Source organism: Asaia sp. W19, from assembly GCF_003994335.1.
Classification (GTDB): Bacteria; Pseudomonadota; Alphaproteobacteria; order Acetobacterales; family Acetobacteraceae; genus Asaia.
This window is the reverse complement of record NZ_PNQZ01000070.1, coordinates 42,995-62,137: the sequence shown is the minus strand read 5'-3', so window position 1 is coordinate 62,137 and position 19,143 is coordinate 42,995. Positions and strand designations below refer to the sequence as shown.

Sequence of the window (19,143 nt, the reverse complement as noted above, 5' to 3'; positions counted from 1 at the left end):
CTCCATGCCTGCCATTACCCTGCCCGATGGTTCCGTTCGTACGTTCGACGGTGCCACGACCGGCACGGCAGTCGCGGCTTCGATCGGTCCCGGTCTGGCGCGTGCTGCCGTTGCGATGAGCCTGAATGGCAAGCTGGTCGATCTCTCGACCGTCATTGCCGAGGATTCAGAGCTGCGCTTCATCACGCGCAAGGACGATATCGTTCTGGAGATGATCCGCCATGATACCGCCCATGTGCTGGCCGAGGCCGTGCAGGCGCTCTGGCCCGGCACGCAGGTAACCATCGGCCCCTCTATCAAGGACGGGTTCTATTACGATTTCTTCCGCAACCAGCCTTTCACGCCTGAGGATTTCGAGGCGATCGAGGCCAAGATGCGTGAGATCATCGCGGCCAATGCGCCGTTCGAGCGCGAGGAATGGGATCGTGACGCCGCCATTGCCTTCTTCGAGGAGAAAGGCGAGCGCTTCAAGGCCGAGCTGATCCGCGATCTGCCCGAGAGCGAGACCATCTCGATCTATCGTCAGGGGGCATGGCTCGATCTGTGCCGCGGGCCGCACATGCGTGGCACGGGCGATATCGGCACGGCGTTCAAGCTCATGAAGGTAGCCGGTGCTTACTGGCGCGGCGACCACCGTAATCCCATGCTGACGCGCATCTATGGAACGGCCTGGCGCGACCAGAAGGAACTCGACGCCTATCTGCACCAGCTGGAAGAGGCCGAGAAGCGCGATCATCGGCGTATCGGCCGCGAGATGGATCTGTTTCATATCCAGGAAGAGGCGGTGGGTCAGATCTTCTGGCATGCGAAGGGCTGGCGTCTTTACACCGTGCTTCAGGACTATATGCGCCGTATCCAGACGCGCTATGGCTACGAAGAAGTGCGTACCCCACAGCTTGTAGACCGTGCGCTCTGGGAAGCCTCGGGTCATTGGGATAAATATCGCGAGCACATGTTCATCGCGACGGTTGAGGATGAGGAAAAGACCCTCGCCCTCAAGCCGATGAACTGCCCCTGTCATGTGCAGATCTTCCGCCATGGGCTGCGTTCCTATCGCGAGCTGCCGCTGCGTATGGCCGAGTTCGGCGCATGTCATCGCTACGAGCCTTCAGGCGCGCTGCATGGTATCATGCGCGTTCGTGGCTTCACGCAGGATGACGCGCATATCTTCTGTACCGAGGAGCAGATTGCGGCCGAGACGGCGACCTTCGTGGCCATGCTCGACGAGGTCTATCGCGATCTCGGTTTCGAGAATTTTCGTGTGAAGTTCTCCGACCGCCCCGACGCGCGTGCGGGTGACGACGCGACCTGGGACAAGTCGGAAAAGGCGCTCAAGGAAGCCTGCGCCCTGGCGGGTGTCACCTTCGAGACCAATCCGGGCGAAGGGGCCTTCTATGGCCCGAAACTCGAATTCGTGCTGACGGATGCGATCGGTCGCGACTGGCAATGCGGCACATTGCAGGTCGATTTCATTCTGCCAGAGCGTCTGGATGCGTCTTATATCGGCGAGGACAGCGCGCGCCATCGTCCGGTCATGCTGCACCGCGCCATCCTGGGCAGCTTCGAGCGCTTCATTGGTATCCTGATCGAGCAGTTTGCAGGCAAGTTCCCGCTCTGGCTCGCTCCGACCCAGGTGGTGGTCGCCAGCATCGTGACCGATGCGGAGCCCTATGCACAGGAGGTGGCCGCGAAGCTGCGTCGCGCAGGACTTCAGGTCGAGGTGGACGGACGCAACGAGAAGATCAACGCGAAGATTCGTGAACACTCGCTCGCACGTGTTCCTGTCATTCTTGTTGTGGGTCGTCGCGAGGCAGAAGAGGGCAAGGTAGCGATGCGTCGTCTGGGCGGTGCTGCTCAGGAAATCCTTGCGCTGGATGAGGTGGTGGCGATGCTGGGTCAGGAAGCCATGGCCCCGGACATGCAGCGCCTGCAGGTCTGATGCGCGCGTGTTAGACGCGAAAACCTTGCAATCCCGGTGTTTCATGACTATGTCGGGGCACCGGGAGTCCCGCAAACAAGCCGTTAATTTTGTCACGCTAAGGTGATGAAATCTTTGGCGTGGTTGAGCGTATTGAATTCCCGCCAAGCAGATTGTTGAAAACGTCGACAGGAGACGACCATAGCTAGACCACCGATGCAGGCCGCACCCACCCGTGAAGGGCCCCGAGTTAACGAGGAAATCCGTGTTCCTCAGGTGCGCTTGATTGACGCCGACGGCGAAATGGCTGGCGTCATGACAACGCGCGATGCTCTTGCACGCGCCTATTCGGTCGGGCTCGACCTTCTGGAAATCAGCCCGACGGCTGAGCCACCTGTCGTCAAGATTCTCGACTACGGCAAGTTCAAGTACGAACAGCAGAAGAAGAAGAACGAAGCGCGTAAGAAGCAGAAGGTCATAGAGATCAAGGAAGTCAAGGTGCGCCCCAGCACCAATGAAAATGACTACCAGGTCAAACTGCGCGCCATGAACTCGTTCCTCGCGGAAGGCGACAAGGTCAAGGTATCGTTGCGCTTCAAGGGTCGTGAGATGGCCCATCAGGAGCTCGGTATCAAGATGCTCGAACGCATTCGTACCGAGATGGAAGACAAGGCGAAGGTCGAGCAAATGCCCAAGCTTGAAAATCGCCAGATGATCATGGTGCTCGCACCGCGCTGACCGCATGAAAGCGGTTTAAGCCTCACGAACCTCCGGCCTGTGCCGGAGGTTTTTTTTTGCCATGACGGAATAGGGCGGTGCAGCGGTGCGTGATGTGAGCGCCAGCATTCTTCCTTACGGAAACTTCGGGCCCGTACCGCGGATGGGTTCTGAAGAATTCCCCCCTGCGCTAAACGAGTCTGGCGCAGGTCGCTGCAGGACCTGTTGTTTGAGCGCCTCAGCGTTCCCCATCCCAATCCGGATACGTCATCCGTGGGGGAAGACCTGCTCTCAGGGAAGGCTCAGATGCGAGGTCCTATGAAGGGTTAAGGCGTCTCAGGATGCCGATGCAGATTGTCGCGTCGGTGTGAGCGTATTCGTTGCCCATTAGTTTTCTCTAGTCTCTCAGGCGGGCCGACTCTGCACGCAACTACCCCGATCCTGGCGTGCTGGTTCGCCCGAATCGGGGAACATTTGTCCTTCAACGGCACAGCCTAGACGATTTTTTCGATAAAAATCATTTTCGCGTCATATTTGAGAAACTTTTTTGAAGACTTCTGAAAAGAACAAGAAACCGAAACAACAATGAAATTCAGGTGTCGACCGAGCAAACAATCGAAAAAAGAGACGGATTTTGATTACCTATAACGAGTTGGATCGAGGATTTTCACGGGGTTTGACATATTTAACGGGCGAGTATCAAATTATACGTGGATCTTAACAAATTATGGTGTGCCATGACGATTCTTTGCCATTACATTGCGAATGGAAACAGGAGATTTGCCAATCGAACCGCAATATCGTTCTGTAATAGTCATGTAAATTGACATCACGTTTTGGTGATCTTTTCCAATCCAAATTAATGGATTTTAAAGGCTAAGCAAGCAAACTGTCTTCAGTTCAAAGCGTAATGTTGCTATTTACGATCCAGGGGTCGGATTAACGATGAATACCAATAACGGCCAGACTCTGAGCGAGATCTTTACTGACCCGAGCGTCGAGGGTCCCAATCTGCCGATGAACACCCAGCAGGTGATTAACGGACAGATCCAGTACAACAACACGCTCTCGGACCTGACAGGCGATGACTCTCCTGACTGGGCCATCGTCCAGTGGAATGCGGCGTCGGCCTTCGACCCGCTTGCGGGTGATGATACTCAGGTCTGGGATAACGATTTCGGGTATTCGGTGGGGCATTGGACACAGGGCTCCTCCACTTCGGCCTCGGGTACCACGAGCTATAATGTTTTCCGTGATCCGGATAATGGTCATTACATTTACCAAATGGCCGCCCAGGGTGGGCACCTGCTGGACGTGCAGCTTGCCGCGCTTGGCGACATTGATGGGCAATATTCATTTAATCATCAGCTGACTGCCTCTTTTATTCAGGGTATCAGCGACTACCGGGGCACGACTGGCACTTACCAGGCGGGTATCAATTTTACGATTAACTATCATAGCGCTAATCTGAACTTCGGTCTCTTCCTGCAGTTCGAGACGGTAGACTATACGGGCAAGCCGGAAGCTTATGTTTATCTTCCGAATTCTCTAGGCGGGACGATCTACAACGTCAGTGGTTCGCGTGCGGCCTATATCAACCCGCTTGATCCGTCGAATGACGGCGTGATGTATCAGACGACGATCGACCTTAATCAGGGTCTGATGGCCGCGATCAAGGCGATGATCGGCATGTATCCGAGCCTCGCCAGCGAACTGACCAATATGGCCAACTGGTATCTCAGTGGTGTCTATATTGGGGTTGAAAGTAACGGTACGGGCTCTGCCACAGACGTTACCGGAAACTACAATGTCGAGAGCCCTACGGTTACCTACGACACCAGCAAGACGGTCAGCTACGCCGACCGTTCCAGCACCAGCTCAATCGTTTCAATGACGCCGGAAAACAGCACTGGCGCGAACACAACAGAGGTCACGATGCCCAATCTTGTCGTCAAAGGCGTGAATAACACGGTTCTCATTCCTTACACGTCTGGCGATACGGCGGGAACGCTTGCCCAGTCCTACGCTTCCAGCATCCAGTCCCTCCTCGCAGCCGGCGCATTGGATAACAGCATTCTGAGCCCGGGCTCGAATGGCTATGTCTCGTCAAACCGGGCTTCGCAAGCGATCATCGACGTCGCCGGGAGCTATGGCGTTTCAGGCAATTATTCCAACATCGTTGTGGCCTCGACGAGTACAACTGCGCTCGCGGGGGCGGTGAGCCTGGATACGACTCAGGATTCGGCCAGCTACCAGAATATCGTGTCGTCCAATCAGTATGGATCGACGGTCAAGGTAGGCAATGCCTCTGGCAGCTTTGCTGGGACGCAGGGAAACAACGTCTTCAATGCCTCGCAATCCTCGGGCAACTGGAATATTGCGACAGGGTCGGGCAACGACACGATCTATGGGGCGAGTGGAACCAACACGATCACTGGCGGTACGGGTAGCAACCTGATCTATCTGGGTGGCTCTAATAACTTCGTGACGTCTTTGGGTCAGGACACGATTTACGGCGCTGCAGGCGCGATCGACACCGTATCACTCCAGGGTGGGAACGCCACGGCGATCATGCAGACCAACGCTGCAGTGATGGATTTCTCCGCCGGCAACAAGATCACGGTGGGCGATAACAGCTCGGTTTATGGGGGTACCTCGTCAGTCGTGAATGTCAGCTTCGGTTCGGCGACTGTGACCGGGTACCCAAGGCGACACGATTTCCGCAGCAGGCGATTTGCAGGTGGTGCATGGAAGCAACCAGAACATCAGCGTGGCAGGGGCGTTGCGTTTCATTTCCGGTACCGGGCAGACAACCATTTCGGCAGGAGCGGGCACGATTTTTGGTGCAAACGCTCTGACTGCCACCCTGAGTTCCTCCTCCCGCCTCCTTTTTACGGCCAATCAGCCTTACACAACGGGGGATCAGTATATCGACGGGCGCGCTGTGGCCGGGGGACTGGACGCCTGGACGGGCGCGGGTCAGCAGACGGTCATCGGCGGAACGGCCTCCGATCAGTTCTATTTCGGTACGGCTTTTGCTGGCACATCGAATGCTTCAGCAGCGGCTACCGTCACGGGTGGCTCGGGTGCGGGGAACCTTTTCGGAATGCTTGCCAACCACACTGCGGGTAATTTCACCATCACCGATTTCCGTGCTGCTGATAACAAGTTTTTCCTTTATTTTTATAGCCCTGCCAACCTGACTGCGGCTGCACAGAATATTCTGAATACCGCGACGATCTCGGGAGGCAATACCTCAGTGATGATCGACGGTGATGCGAAAATTACTTTCCTTGGTGTGACCGATCTGAAGGTCTCTGACTTTTCGATAAGTTAAGGGCAAGAGGGGTGAGAGCTTGCGGCTCTCATCCTTCCAGCCGCTGAAGGATAGATATGGGCCTCCGGTTCAGATAGATTTTAACCAAGGGCGTTCAGAATTATATCAGAAAGATGCATTGTTCTGGCGCGGCGATGCCGAATGATCTCGCTTTGAATGTGAGCGCCGTGCAAGTGTTACCCCTTTGGGGCGGCAGATCCTACTTGCTTGTGGAGTTCGTCGTACACCGCTCGATGGAAACTGGCGACGCTCAAACGACGCGATGATCGCGCGGTTTGTTCAGGCTGGGGCGATTATAAGCGAGCCGCGGGTGCAAAAATGTGACTGCTTTCTCAGAGCGAGAACGTTCTTTGCGACTTGTCGAGAGCAAAGTGGCGGAGAGAGTGGGATTCGAACCCACGGTACGCTATTAACGTACACACGCTTTCCAAGCGTGCGCCTTAAGCCGCTCGGCCATCTCTCCAGCGCGGGCGGACCATATCAGTTTCTCTCAGGTGCGCAAGTACCCACAGACGCGCTTCGGGCGTTTTTGATGAAGTTTCGAATCAGCTCTGGTGATTTCTGGCCCGGAGCAGTTTCCACCCCAGATGAAACATCCACAGCCTGTGCCCCGGAGGCAACGATGGCGTCGGCAACGCTCTCCGGGGTGAGGCCGCCTGCGAGCATCCATGGAGCGGGCGCCTGCCAGCTGCGCATCAGGCGCCAGTCAAGGGTCACCCCGTTACCGCCCGGGCGCGTCGCGCCCGCCGGTGGACGGGGTTCGATCACATATCCATCGATGTCGGCTTCGGTCGGCAGGTCCCCTGTGCCGCTCACGGCGCGGGACAGCCAGACGGGCAGAGAAAAGCGCTCGCGGATGCTGCGCGCGCGTTCAGGTGTGTCGTAGATCTGCAGGACCGAGAGGGGCATCTCGGTCAAAGTTGCGGCGATCTCTTCATCCGTTGCCTTGACGAAAAGTCCGACCGTCTCAGGTAAAGGGGTGGAGATCGAACTCACCAGGCGTGCCGCTTGGACAGGGGTCACAAAGCGTGGTGAGCGGGCAAAGAAGACGAAGCCAATCCATTCTGCCCTCTCGTCACAGGCGGCTCTGAGCCCCTGCACCTCGGTCAGGCCACAGATCTTGACGCCTCTTTTCACGCCAATGCCAGTTCCGCCTGAATGGCCGCGGCAGCCTTTGCGGGATCCGGGGCCTGTGTGATCGGGCGACCGACCACAATCCAGTCAGCGCCTGCCTGGGCTGCTTGCCTGGGTGTCATAATGCGCTTCTGGTCATCCGCGCTGCTTCCTGCTGGACGGATGCCGGGTACGACTAGAACGGGTGCCTCGCCCAGTGCGTCGCGCAGGGGCGCAATTTCCTCGGCCGAGCAGACAAGGCCATCAGCGCCAGCCGTCATCGCGAGGCGGCCAAGGCGTACGACCTGCTCACGTGGTGTCGCGGCGACACCGATCTCGTTCAGCGCTACGCTATCCAGGCTTGTCAGTACCGTGACGGCAAGAAGGATAGGACGGTGCAGGGGCGGATAGGCGGCGTCGATCGCCTGGCGCGCCGCCCGGATCATGGCGGAGCCTCCGCTGGCATGAATGGTCAGCAAAGATGCGCCGATTGGGGCGAGGCTCGCCAGCCCCTTGGCGACCGTGTTGGGGATATCGTGCAGCTTGAGATCGAGGAAGAGCGTCCTGTCACCGGCCACGTCCCTGATAGCGGACAAGCCTTGCGCATAGGTAAATTCCATCCCGAGCTTGATTGCATCGACCGATCCGTCCAGCGCGCGCGCCCAGTCTCGGGCCTGTCCAAGATTCTGTGTGTCGAGGGCGGCAATCAGACGGGTGCGTTTCATGAGGTCTCGATCGGTATTAGCTGAGGGGATCGTAGCGGTTGCGGCTTGCGGGAGCGACCTGCCGCTCAGACAGCGGGGGCTGAGGGAACGGGGGCTGTATCATAGGGAGCGCGGCTGGGATCCGTACCCACGGTCAGGCGGTCGATGCGCTGATGCAGATCGAGTACCTGGGTTTCGAGGGCGCGCACCTGCTGCTCTGCCTTGCGGGCGCGTGAGCGCTGCTTGAACTCGCCGATCAGCATAACAAATCCGCCAATCAGGAAGCTGGCCGCGCCGACGCCGAGTACCAGCATGCCGACCGAGAACTGCCAGCCATAGGAGACGATCCAAAGCGGCTGGGCGTCGGGATTGCTCAGGGCGAAGGTGATGAGGGCCACGAGAAACACGACGATAACAAGAAGGCGCACCATCAGGGTAGTCTCCGCAGAACGGGTTGTCGGCGCAAGGATCTCGTGCCGCAGATTGAGCGTATCGCCTTACATTGGGTTCCTGCAGGCAGCAAGGTTTGTTGCCAACCCTTGACGATACTGCCCGCAACGTGATCCGCTCGCTGGCACAGGAATGAATATCCGGGGGGCGGCGATCGATGTCTCAACTGCTGATGTTCCGACAGCCTCTGCCTGCGACCGACCGGCTCTGGGCGGTTATCGCCTGGCAGGGGCGCAAAAGCCGGATTGCCAATATCCATGCCAGCCATGAAGCTGCATGGGCAGATTGTGCGTGGCGTAGCCGGCAGGTTCAGGAATACAGGGCATTTCTGGCCGCTGAGCAAAAAGCGCCATTGCGTTATGATGTACGACAGATACGGCGTGCGGAGCTACCAAAGAGCTGGTCTCCGTTGCCCGCACTCGGGTTCATGCGCGGCCAGATCTTTTAGAATCTGTCTTTCCGGACTGTATTAAAGAATGAACGGAAGGCCTGTTTGTCCCCCCTTGGCTGGTCTTGAGCGGCAAGTCATGACAAAAGCGAGGCCTGTAAATGCTTTCTGAACAGTAAGCATTGGCGTGTTCAGGACAGCAAGAGGACGGGATATCATGTCAGAACAGGACGACCAGACAATAGCTGCCCCTGCCGAACGGACCGCCCCCGAGGCCGCCCTCGTCTGTGGAACGCAATATCTCAAAACCTCTGGAACGGTGTCATTCGGTGCCCCCGAGGTATTCTATACCCTGCCACCGCGCCCCCATATGGCGCTCCGGATCGACGTAACAGCGCGTCAGATTGCCGAGGATCAGCCGAATTTTGAGGTGAGCCTCGCAATCTCGGCCACGGGGTATCGGCAGGCGCCGACGCCCGATAATGCGGAGCCTGATCGGCTCTATCAGATCGATATGGTCTATGCCGGGCTGTTTGCCTTGCAGAATGTCCGTCAGGACAGGGTCGAGGCCTTGCTGCTCATTGAGGCGCCGCGTCTCCTGTTTCCTTCGGCGCGTCATCTCCTGCTAAGTTTGATCCGTGAATCGGGCTTCCCGGTCGTCAATATCCAACCAGTCGATTTCGGGGCGCTTCTGCAAAGCCGACGTGCCCAGTCCTGAGCCTGTCGTTCCGATTTCCGACGTCCTAAACCTGGCATAGCAGTCCCATGACCCTGATATCCGATATCGTCTGTGCGTACGGCCCCGGTGACGAGCCCAAGGCCCATACACCGCTTTGGGCGGTCTTCGATCCAGACTGGTACCGGTGGCGCTACCAGGCCTCGATCATCGAAATTGCGGGCAGCCTGCCGGAGGATGACAGGGGACTCTACGCGTTCTGGCAGCGCGACGGCGCGCGTCACGCCCATGCACCCAACCGGTATTTCGACGAAATGTGGTACCGACGGGTTCATCCCGATGTCGAGAACGGAATCCGTATGGGTGTGTTCGATTCCGGGTTCCAGCATTATTGCGAGACGGGCCACAGAGGGCGGTCTTGCCACTGGCTTTTCTCAGAGAGCAATTATTTCTGGCTCAACCAGGATCTGACACCCGCCTTGCTCAGAGAGATGGGCTACAGCAACGGGTTCGACCATTATCTTGCGGTCGGGCAGTCGGAGCGGCGGGTCAGTTCGTGTTTCTTCTCACCCGATGTGTTTCGTTCATCGCTCGTACAGCAGCGCCTTCCGCTCGATTCCGGGATGGGCGATTTCTCGCGGATGATCGATGATCCCGATGCACGGGCACTCCGCAGTTCCTGGTATTTTGACCCGTCCTGGTATCTCGAAACCTACCCGGAGGTTGCGGAGAAGATTGCTTCTCGCGAATTTGCCTCTCCGCTTCATCACTATCTCTCCAATGATGCCCCAACGGTTTTTTCTCCCAATCCCTGTTTCGACGAGAGCTGGTATCTGGAGGCTTATCCCGATGTGCATGACCTTGTGCGGCTTCGCGGATTCCGGAATGGCTACGATCACTTCGTACGCAACGGTCTTTTCGAAGGCAGGAGCCCGTCAGAGGGGGTGAGCCTGCCCGCGACAATGCGTGCGGGCGAAGCGCCGTCCTGGGGAGCTTTGAGCCAGAATGCGTTCCTCGAGCATGTGCGTCGTCTTGGGCAGGAAGTCCCGAAAACCACCGTTGAGACGCCGCATCTGACCCAGTACGAGCAGCTCCATGCGGCCAAGGTCGAGGCCATGCTGCCGCTCCTTGCGCGTACCCCGCTCGACTTCAGATATGTGGGCAGACCTGAGCTCAGCGTGCTGATCAGCGCGCGCGGCGGCGTCCAGCCTCTGCTCACCACGCTGGCCTCGTTGCATGAAGGCAATACGGGCGCGATGCAGGTCATCCTGATCGATGACGAGGCAGGGACGCATAGCGCCGAGATTGCCCGCTATACGCAGGGCATCGACAGGGTCATTACGTCTGAAGACATGCTCTCCAGACGCTGGCAGCGCGGTGGGGCACGCATTCTGGCGCCAGTTACTCTGGTTATCGAGCCGGGCGCGCATCTCTATTACGGGGCGCTCGCGTCAGCGATGAGCCGTCTGGATGCTCACGGCATCATTGGCGTGGCGCCTCAATGCCTTGGGCCGGATCTCAGGGTGATCGAGGCGGGGCTTTCAGTCTCGCGTGACGGAACCTGCCTCGCTCATGCGGTTGGAGCCGAAGCCTTCTCGGCGGAAACGGATTTCCTGCGTCCCTGTGACACCGTGGGTGGCGGTGCGCTCCTGTGCCGGACCGAAATCCTTCAGGCCGTGCCCATGAAGGAGGATGAGGGCGGCTCCCTGCGCAGCATTCTGCATGTCTGGGCGGTATTGGGGCTCAGCCTGCGTCAGGCGAAGCCGGAAGGGAGGATCCTTTATGATCCTTCCTTCCTGTTACGGGTCACGACTCCCGATGATCCTGCCGCGCATCGACGCGATGAGGAGGCGCTCGTCCTGCGTCGTCTCTTTTCTGATCTGCTGCGGGGCAATCCCTATAAGGGGGCGGCTCTGCGCGATACCGTTCATCGTTCCGCACGGTGGGGACGACGCGTCCTCGTGCTGATGGGGGAGTGGCCTGTCGGCCGGGAATGCCCAGCGCGCATCCGGACATTGAGCGATGTTCTGATCGATACCGGGGCGCAGGTGACTGTCTTCTCGCTGACCGGACAGACCCACTCCCAGGGAGCGGGCCAGGACCGCCCTGGCTCTTCCCTGCCTGAGACGGTGGAGTATCGGAGCGGATCGATCGAGCAGCTGGGCGGTCTGATCGAACGGCGTATGCGCGGATTCGATCATGTCTGGATTTGCGGGGGGCAGATTCTGAACCGGGTATTTCCGCTCATCAACGAGAAGGGTGCGCTTTTGCCTGAGGAGGGGTTCACCCTCGATCTGCGCGATATCGAGGCGTTTGGCCTGCTCAACGATCGCAGGCAGGTGGGAGACAGGCCCAGTGAGCAAGATAAAGCACTCTGCGCGGAACAGCTCGCCGACGAACTCCGTAATGCCTGGTTTTGCCAGAATGTAGTGGTAAGGGACAACGCGCAGAAGCAGGGTCTGCAAGAGGCTGGACTTGTCGATCTGACGGTTCTGGGCGATTGGCATGCGCCCTTGGCCGGGAGGCGCTATGAAGCGCGCCGCAACCTCCTTTTTGCGGCGCCCTCCGCAACGGGACAGAGTTACGGCCTGCGTTTCCTCAAATGGTTCGTGCGTGACGTGTTCCCCCGGATCGAGGGACGCGTGGATGGAGCGCCCAGACTGATCATCGGGTGTGACGGGCTGCAATCGATCGATCTCTCCATGATGACCCATTATCACGGGGTCGCGCCACTTCTGGACGGGCGTCATCCCCTGCCATCCCTTGCTGCGGAATGCCGCGTGCTGATCGTGCCTGATGACATGGACGGGGCCGTGGCCTCTCCCTGTTCATTGGCTGCGGCCTCTGCCTTGCCTTCGGTTCAGGGAGGGATGCTTGCGCAACCTGGTGTCGATGTCTCGCCCGTGGTGGCCGACCGGTTTGCAGAGGCGGTCATCAGGCTCTATCAGGACGAGAGCGCCTGGCAGCAGCTTTCGGATGAGGCTTCGGCAGGCGCCGCCGCGAGCAACGCACGGTATCGCGAGACGCTGGCAAGGCTGATGGGACAGGAACAGGTGAGGGAGAGCACACTTGACTGACAATACGGGAAAAGTTCTCGACCGGGTCGATCAGGATCTGGAACAGAGTCTCGAGCGCCTCTTTGCCCTTCTGCGCATTCCCAGCATCTCGGCCCAGCCAAAACATGCGGAGGATTGCCGCAAGGCTGCCGAGTGGTTGCGTACCGAACTGACCGCTCTGGGTTTCGATGCCAGCGTACGCGAGACACCGGGTCATCCGATGGTTGTGGGTCATGATGCGGGCGGGCAAAGCGGCCCGCATGTGCTGTTCTACGGACATTATGACGTGCAGCCTACCGATCCGCTCACGCTCTGGAAGAGCGATCCGTTCGCGCCCGTCATCACCACCGAGGGTGATGGACGTCGCATCATCGTCGCGCGTGGTGCGTCCGATGATAAGGGGCAGCTTCTGACCTTTATCGAGGCCTGTCGGGCCTGGAAAGCAGTGCATGGCACATTGCCGCTGAAGGTCTCGATCCTGATTGAAGGCGAGGAGGAAAGCGGCGGCGCCAATCTCATGCCCTTCCTCAAGGCCAATGCGTCGGAACTCAAGGCGGATGTCGCGCTGATCTGCGATACGGGTATGCCGGATCGTCGCACCCCGGCCATCACCACGGGCTTGCGCGGTCTGGTTGGTGAAGAGGTCGTGATCGAATGCGCAACGCATGATCTGCATTCGGGCATGTTCGGCAACGCCGCGCGCAATCCCATCGAGCTGCTCTGCAAGGCGCTTGGGAGTGTTCGCGATGCCCAGGGACGGGTGACGCTGCCTGGATTTTATGACGGCGTTAGCGTCCCTTCCGAGACAGTGCGCGCCCAATGGCGGGCAATCTTCCCAGATGACGCGCTCACCCTCGCGCCTGTCGGCCTCAGCAAGGCGGCCGGTGAGGAGGGCTTTACGGCGATCGAACAGATCTGGGCGCGTCCGAGCTACGAGATCAATGGCATTTCCGGCGGGTATGAAGGCGATGGATTCAAGACCGTCCTGCCTGCCCGCGCCATGGCCAAAGTCTCGTTCCGCCTCGTGCCGGGACAGGATCCGCAGGCTGTCCGCGATGCCTTCCGTGCCCATATACGTGCCGTTCTCCCCCCGGACGCGAGAGTCAGCTTCACGGAACACGGTGCCTCGACGGGATTTGCCGTGCCGGAGGATGGCCCGCTTCTGCGCACGGCGTTGGGAGCGCTTGGCGAGGAATGGGGGGTGCCAGCCGTCTCCATCGGGTGCGGCGGGTCGATTCCGGTTGTGGCCGAAGTCAAGGAGGCACTGGATATGGATTCCCTGCTCATCGGATTTGCGCAGGATGATGATCGTATCCATTCCCCCAACGAGCAATATGGCGTGGACTCCTTTCACAAGGGTATTCGCTCCTGGGTGCGTATCCTGGACGCCTTCGCTCGGTAACACGCCCGGGGGGCGGCTGTTTTTGCGCCCTGACATCTGATCGGGTCGATAGGAGGCTTCATGCTGCCTGCTCTGACGATGGGGGATCCTGCCGGTATAGGCCCGGATCTGACAATCAAGGCCTGGGAAACGCTCAGAGGACGAAACGAGGCTTTTCTCTGGATTGGCGACCCCGCGCTGCTCGAAGGGCGGGCGCCTTTTGCCGTGGTTGAAAATGTTGATCAGGCCTTGGCAGTTTTCGACGAGGCTCTCCCCGTTCTCCCCTGCCTTCTTCCCGGGAAGGTCATTCCGGGCCAGCCCGATACGGCGATGGCGGGGGCAGTCATCGCCTCCATCGAGCAGGCGACGCGTCTCGCCTTGCAGGGAGATGTGACTGCGGTCGTGACCAATCCGATCAGCAAGCTCGTGCTCAAGCAGGGCGGCTTCGGGTTTCCCGGCCATACCGAGTTTCTCGCCTCGCTCTGTGGCGTGCCGGGGGAGGAGATCATGATGCTTGCCTCCCCCCGCCTGCGCGTGGTTCCGGTCACGGTGCATGTGGGGCTGCGTGAGGCGCTCGATACGCTCTCGACGGTGCGTATTGTCGAGACCGGGCGTGCCCTGGCCCTGGCCTTGCGACGCGATTTCGGGATCACTTCCCCAAGACTCGCCGTGGCGGGGCTGAACCCTCATGCGGGAGAGGGCGGTGTGATGGGCAGCGAGGAGCAAACCCTGATCCAGCCGGCAATCGACCTGCTGCGAGCCGAAGGGATCGCAGCGACTGGGCCCTATCCACCGGACACGCTGTTTACCGATCTGGCGAGGCCGCTCTATGACGCAGCGCTATGCATGTATCATGATCAGGCGTTGATTCCGCTCAAGACGCTGGATATGGCCAGCGGTGTCAATGTGACGCTGGGCCTGCCGATCGTGCGGACATCGCCCGACCATGGAACGGCCTTTTCGATCGCAGGCACCGGAACCGCCGATCCGGCCAGCCTGCTCGCCGCGCTGCAGATGGCGCGCGATCTCGGCGCGAGACGCGCCATGAGCAAGGAGACCTCTTCATGATCCGATTGGGTGTGAATATCGACCATGTGGCGACTGTGAGGAATGCGCGCGGGGGTATGCATCCCGACCCCGTGGGCGCGGCGCTTCTGGCAGCATTGCATGGCGCAGATGGCATCACTGCGCATCTGCGCGAGGACAGACGGCATATTCGTGACGAGGACATGCTGCGCCTGCGCCGTGAGTTGACCGTGCCGCTGAATTTCGAGATGGGGGCCACAGAGGAAATGGTTGCGATGGCCTGTAGCCTGCGCCCTCACGCCTGCTGTCTGGTGCCTGAGCGGCGCGAAGAGGTCACGACCGAGGGCGGGCTGGATGTGCGCGCTCAGGAGGAAGATCTGCGCAGGAAAGTGGCCCGGTTGCGCGATGCCGGTATTCGCGTCTCACTCTTCGTCGATCCCGATCCGGCGCAGATAGAGGCTTCGGCCCGCATCGGCGGCCAGGTTGTCGAGTTGCATACCGGAGCCTACGCCCATGATCCGGGGGAGGCCGAGTTCGGGCGTCTCTATGCCGGAGCGCTGGCCGCGACCGCGCATGGGCTTGAACTTCACGCAGGTCATGGCCTGACCTTTGCCAATGTGGGGCGCGTGGCGGGTCTGCCGGAATTGACCGAGCTCAATATCGGTCACTTCCTGATCGGTGAGGCGATTTTTCTTGGACTCCCCGCTGCGATTGCCCGCATGAAGCAGGAAATCGCGACAGGGGCGCTGTTCAAGGTCTCGGGACGATAACCGGTTTGGTCGGGTCAGTGTAATTGGGCACTGTCTCGCCGGACTGCGTATTATAGGTCGCCGTCGTGCTCTGGTTCGGGGCGGCCGGCGAGTGGAAGGCCGAAACCGGTCCGAACGGGCCGCCGCTGACCTTGCGCATGCTGGCTTCAGGCTGACGGGCGCATCCACGGGTGATGATCGAGCAGATACCGTCCGATCCGATGATCTCGTCATCATCTCCCGTGTAATGGACTTCTGAAACACGGTCATGATCGAGGCGAATGACGGCTTTGCAGGTCGTCCCAGCTCCGCCAAGCGTCACCTGCGTCATGTTCAAGAGTTGTTGAACAGGGATGATCGTCGAGTCACTTGCCGTGGGCAGATTCATCGTTGCAGTATACTGATAGATCTGGGTCGTATTATTGAGAACCTTGGTCGAGGCAGGAATGCCGGCGCAGGCCTGGAGGTCGTTAGAGGTCATGCCGATCATGGCGATCTGGGCACGGTGGGCTTCACGCGAATCGAAATATCCACAGGCGGACAGACCTGCCAGAGGCAGGACGCCCAGGATGAGACGCAGGGTGGAAGTCAAAGATTTTCCTCGATGCGGAATTGGAAAGCACGACGTCCTGCAGGCAGGATTCATGATGCAAACAGAACGACGCGGGAATAGTTCTCTGTGCCTGCTCTTTCCGATCGATTCAACGTCAGGAATGTAACCGTAATGCCTTGAGGCATGATTCGCGTTGCAAGGCGTAAACGATGTCATGGGTGGCCATGACGCCCGGTCCTACCTGATGTTTCCATCGTGCTTCCCCCCCACCGCAGATGATCCGGCCCGAATAGGGGCTGTGCGCGACCGGAGACAGAACGGCCAGTCCGGCCAGGGGGTCTTTTTGCAGCCTTTGGCGCAGCGCTTGCTGCATGGCGCCCTGTTCATGGCGCGGCGCGTAATCGAGCAACGCCCGCAATGTGGCCGAGCTTAATGAGGGGTCATTCTTCGCTATCGTCGTTTCCACCTGCGTCCAGTCATGGCGGAGCGTCAGGTTCCATGCCACGGCGCGTGGGCCGTCGCTCGAAATCTGACCCGAGAGCCGTGTACCGAAATGAGCGGGTGCGCCCGCTGCCATGACGGAAACAGGGATGAGCAAGGTGAGGGCCACGAGGGCAAGAAGGATGCGATGCATGATTCTCCCGGGGCGATGAAGGGTGGCGAGAGCCTGCGAAGGAATCATGGCAGCAGAATGGCCGATCACGGCGGAGAGAGCCGGTGTTGTCAAAGGAGGTTTCGCCCGCAGGCGGGATGCTCTACAGATCGCACAACCTGCCAGAACCCAGGAGTGATCATGGCCACTATCCCTGCTTCGGAACTGACCCGTCTGCAATCGACGCTGCGTCGTCTGCTCGGTTCGCCGAACCTGAACGTCAACCCTCCGGCGCGCGCCGGTCATACGGTTGAGCTCGCTGTCAATGACGAGGTGATCGGCACCGTTCATCGTGACGATGATGAAGGTGAAGTCTCCTACGCGATTCATATCACAGTGCTCGAGGAAGACCTCCCTCCCGCTTGAGACAGGCAACGCGGTGGGCCTTGCCCGGAGCTTCCGGAGGCGCTCATCATGAGCGGAAGGGCGGAAATTCCGTCTCGCCACCAATCAGATTCGTTCATGGGCAGCGGAAGCTCGCCTTTATGGACGGGTTCGGATCCCGGTGAGGCGAGATTGCGGTGACGTGTCGCTCACGCCCCGCCGGGGAAATAGCGCTCCGATGCCACCCCCCGATTCCGCGCCGGGCTGCGCGGACACTCTCTCGGGATACAGACAGATCCTGCCCGGGACCTATTCATGGCCGGTCGTGAGAACGCGCATCAGCTCTATGCGGGCGCCATGCCAGCCTCAGAAGGACAGCGCATTCCATGACCGAAACTCGGCGTCAGACCGTTGCGGTGATTATCCCGTTTTATAACGGCTCCCGTTACATCGAGCGGGCTATCAAAAGCGTTCAGGCCCAGACGATACCGGCAGATGAATTTCTGATCATCGATGACGGCTCAACGAGCGACGAGGCGGAACGCCTTGCAACGATCGCGCTTGCTTATGGCGTCAGAGTGGGACGCCAGGAGAATGGGGGGCAGGGGAGCGCCCGCAATCACGGTGTCTCGCTTACGCAATCCGATCTGATCTGCTTCCTCGATCAGGATGATTTCTTCCTCAAGAATCATATCGAGCTTCTGCTGGGGCACATCCCCGAGCGCGATCCGCATTTCGGATGGGCCTATGGGGAATTGATGGAAGGCGACGAGGAAGGGCATATCGTCGCGACCTCCATCGCCTCACGCTATAGCAAGCATCCCAAGCGCTCCATTGAGGATCTGCTCGAACGTGACATGCATATTCTGCCCTCAGCCTCGATCATCAGCCGTGAAGCCTTTGAGGCCGTTGGCGGGTTCGACTGCCAGTTCATGGGCTATGAGGATGACGATCTGTTCCTGCGCATCTTCCGGGCAGGCTATACGAGCACCTTTTTCGACACGCCAGTGACGGTATGGTGCATCAACAAGAACAGCACCTCCTACTCGATCCGCATGAGTCGAAGCCGGATGCTCTATATCCACAAGCTCTGTGCGCTCTTCGCGGCGGATCCTGAGCGGCGCAGCGTCTATATACGCGACCTGATCTTTCCGCGTTTTTGCAACCTGATTGCGGGTGAGGCCTTCAAATCCATCTACTTCGCGCGCTATCCGCACGAGATCCGGATGGCGCAGCATCGCGACGAGCTGGTGGGCATGCTCGACGAATTTGCCGGGATCATGGGCCAGAATACGCGTCTGCGTATCGAAGAGAGAGCCAGGCTGAAGCTCTTCAGGCTGTGCCTGCGTCCCCAGTCGCGTCGCCTGCTGGTTGTGCCTTATTTCTTTGCCCGTGTACTGCGACGTCTTGGTCTGGGCTTTGGCCGACGAGGCTGAGAGGCCGGTGCCGAGACATAGTCAGGACCGGGCCCGTAGCGACCCCGAGCTCCCGCTTACGCTCGGCTCGGGATCAGATAGCCTTGGGAAGATCGAGGCTGGTGATCTTCCAACGCCATTGTTCGAACTTCATGTGTACGATTGTAGGCTTCTGGCCTGGTGTCATCACCATCCCCGCGTCGAAGCGGGTTGGTGAGGTAAAATGCGCTGATAGGCGCTCGTACAGGCTCTTGATGGAATAGCTCCGGGTAGGGGCTGCCGTACCAACCATCTGGGAGGCCATGGTCATCATCAGTTCAGGTGTGAGATGTGTGTCGATGGCATGGGAAACGGCGCCTGTTGCGAAAGAGGACCCGAAATCCGGCAGATCATCCGCGGCTGGAGGCGGTCCTATAAGCGCATCGATTGCCTCTGCCTTGAGATTTGTACTCAGGGCGCTCCAGTCGATGTGCTGGGCAAGGCTCATCGTGTCATGGCTGCGCAGGGCCGAGGAGATGGACCAGAGAGCGAGATAGGGAGACAGCGCGTAAATGCATGTTAACGCGACCAGCAAGGCGCCGAGTACATGGGGTGTCCGCTTGGCTGAGGGCCACGTCATACGTCCCGAAAACGCGGCGAACTCGAAGGGCAGTCCTGCTGGGTCTCTCATTTTTATTTCTCTGT

18 protein-coding genes and 1 tRNA gene are annotated in these 19,143 nt (G+C 59.3%); 12 read left to right on the top strand and 7 right to left on the bottom strand.

Annotated features, from left to right (window positions below; translation table 11 throughout):
- The first annotated feature begins 4 nt into the window (after positions 1–4).
- From thrS to C0V97_RS15065, 4 genes are all read left to right on the top strand, one after another.
- Positions 5–1,939, top strand: coding sequence for a threonine--tRNA ligase (thrS, locus tag C0V97_RS15080; protein ID WP_127103395.1), 1,935 nt, complete (start codon positions 5–7; stop codon positions 1,937–1,939).
- A gap of 195 nt (positions 1,940–2,134) precedes the next feature.
- A complete protein-coding gene (gene infC / locus C0V97_RS15075; protein ID WP_023979861.1) occupies positions 2,135–2,656 on the top strand; it encodes a translation initiation factor IF-3 in 522 nt (173 codons plus the stop codon).
- Between the two features lie 924 nt (positions 2,657–3,580).
- Complete coding sequence (locus C0V97_RS15070) at positions 3,581–5,767, top strand: hypothetical protein (RefSeq protein WP_127103394.1); 2,187 nt, start codon at positions 3,581–3,583, stop codon at positions 5,765–5,767.
- Entirely contained in the window at positions 5,742–5,972 is a 231-nt protein-coding gene (locus C0V97_RS15065) for a hypothetical protein (RefSeq protein WP_127103393.1), read from the top strand. Before C0V97_RS15070 ends, C0V97_RS15065 begins: the two co-directional genes overlap by 26 nt.
- Before the next feature lie 372 nt (positions 5,973–6,344).
- Here the strand turns inward: C0V97_RS15065 and C0V97_RS15060 are convergent.
- The 4 genes from C0V97_RS15060 to C0V97_RS15045 all read right to left on the bottom strand — a co-directional run bounded on the left by C0V97_RS15060 (position 6,345) and on the right by C0V97_RS15045 (position 8,220).
- Positions 6,345–6,435: transfer RNA gene (locus tag C0V97_RS15060), tRNA-Ser, on the bottom strand.
- Between the two features lie 17 nt (positions 6,436–6,452).
- Positions 6,453–7,109 carry a phosphoribosylanthranilate isomerase gene (locus C0V97_RS15055; protein WP_127103392.1) on the bottom strand — a complete coding sequence of 219 codons (657 nt, stop codon included), beginning with the start codon at positions 7,107–7,109 and terminating at the stop codon, positions 6,453–6,455.
- Entirely contained in the window at positions 7,106–7,810 is a 705-nt protein-coding gene (gene pyrF, locus C0V97_RS15050; RefSeq protein WP_127103391.1) for an orotidine-5'-phosphate decarboxylase, read from the bottom strand. The genes C0V97_RS15055 and pyrF overlap by 4 nt, the downstream gene beginning before the upstream one ends.
- Before the next feature lie 65 nt (positions 7,811–7,875).
- A complete protein-coding gene (locus C0V97_RS15045) occupies positions 7,876–8,220 on the bottom strand; it encodes a LapA family protein (protein ID WP_127103390.1) in 345 nt (114 codons plus the stop codon).
- Between the two features lie 176 nt (positions 8,221–8,396).
- Here C0V97_RS15045 and C0V97_RS15040 point away from each other — a divergent pair, with 176 nt between their 5' ends.
- From C0V97_RS15040 to C0V97_RS15015, 6 genes are all read left to right on the top strand, one after another.
- A complete protein-coding gene (locus C0V97_RS15040; protein ID WP_127103389.1) occupies positions 8,397–8,687 on the top strand; it encodes a hypothetical protein in 291 nt (96 codons plus the stop codon).
- A gap of 157 nt (positions 8,688–8,844) precedes the next feature.
- Entirely contained in the window at positions 8,845–9,345 is a 501-nt protein-coding gene (locus C0V97_RS15035; RefSeq protein WP_127103388.1) for a protein-export chaperone SecB, read from the top strand.
- 47 nt (positions 9,346–9,392) lie between these two features.
- Positions 9,393–12,380, top strand: a complete 2,988-nt coding sequence (locus tag C0V97_RS15030) for a hypothetical protein (protein WP_127103387.1) — start codon at positions 9,393–9,395, stop codon at positions 12,378–12,380.
- Entirely contained in the window at positions 12,373–13,761 is a 1,389-nt protein-coding gene (locus C0V97_RS15025) for a M20/M25/M40 family metallo-hydrolase (protein ID WP_127103386.1), read from the top strand. The genes C0V97_RS15030 and C0V97_RS15025 overlap by 8 nt, the downstream gene beginning before the upstream one ends.
- 60 nt (positions 13,762–13,821) lie before the next feature.
- Complete coding sequence (gene pdxA, locus C0V97_RS15020) at positions 13,822–14,808, top strand: 4-hydroxythreonine-4-phosphate dehydrogenase PdxA (RefSeq protein WP_127103385.1); 987 nt, start codon at positions 13,822–13,824, stop codon at positions 14,806–14,808.
- A complete protein-coding gene (locus C0V97_RS15015) occupies positions 14,805–15,536 on the top strand; it encodes a pyridoxine 5'-phosphate synthase (RefSeq protein WP_127103384.1) in 732 nt (243 codons plus the stop codon). The genes pdxA and C0V97_RS15015 overlap by 4 nt, the downstream gene beginning before the upstream one ends.
- On the opposite strand, the gene C0V97_RS15010 is transcribed toward C0V97_RS15015, so the two are convergent.
- Both C0V97_RS15010 and C0V97_RS15005 read right to left on the bottom strand, forming a co-directional pair.
- A complete protein-coding gene (locus C0V97_RS15010; protein ID WP_127103383.1) occupies positions 15,517–16,107 on the bottom strand; it encodes a hypothetical protein in 591 nt (196 codons plus the stop codon). The genes C0V97_RS15015 and C0V97_RS15010 overlap by 20 nt on opposite strands.
- A gap of 115 nt (positions 16,108–16,222) precedes the next feature.
- A complete protein-coding gene (locus tag C0V97_RS15005; protein WP_127103382.1) occupies positions 16,223–16,702 on the bottom strand; it encodes a hypothetical protein in 480 nt (159 codons plus the stop codon).
- Positions 16,703–16,861: 159 nt separating this feature from the next.
- Here C0V97_RS15005 and C0V97_RS15000 point away from each other — a divergent pair, with 159 nt between their 5' ends.
- Positions 16,862–17,086, top strand: coding sequence for a DUF3126 family protein (locus C0V97_RS15000; protein ID WP_127103381.1), 225 nt, complete (start codon positions 16,862–16,864; stop codon positions 17,084–17,086).
- Between the two features lie 344 nt (positions 17,087–17,430).
- Entirely contained in the window at positions 17,431–18,480 is a 1,050-nt protein-coding gene (locus C0V97_RS14995; protein ID WP_127103380.1) for a glycosyltransferase family A protein, read from the top strand.
- Between the two features lie 73 nt (positions 18,481–18,553).
- On the opposite strand, the gene C0V97_RS14990 is transcribed toward C0V97_RS14995, so the two are convergent.
- Positions 18,554–19,129, bottom strand: a complete 576-nt coding sequence (locus tag C0V97_RS14990; RefSeq protein ID WP_127103379.1) for a DUF2939 domain-containing protein — start codon at positions 19,127–19,129, stop codon at positions 18,554–18,556.
- Positions 19,130–19,143: the final 14 nt, after the last annotated feature.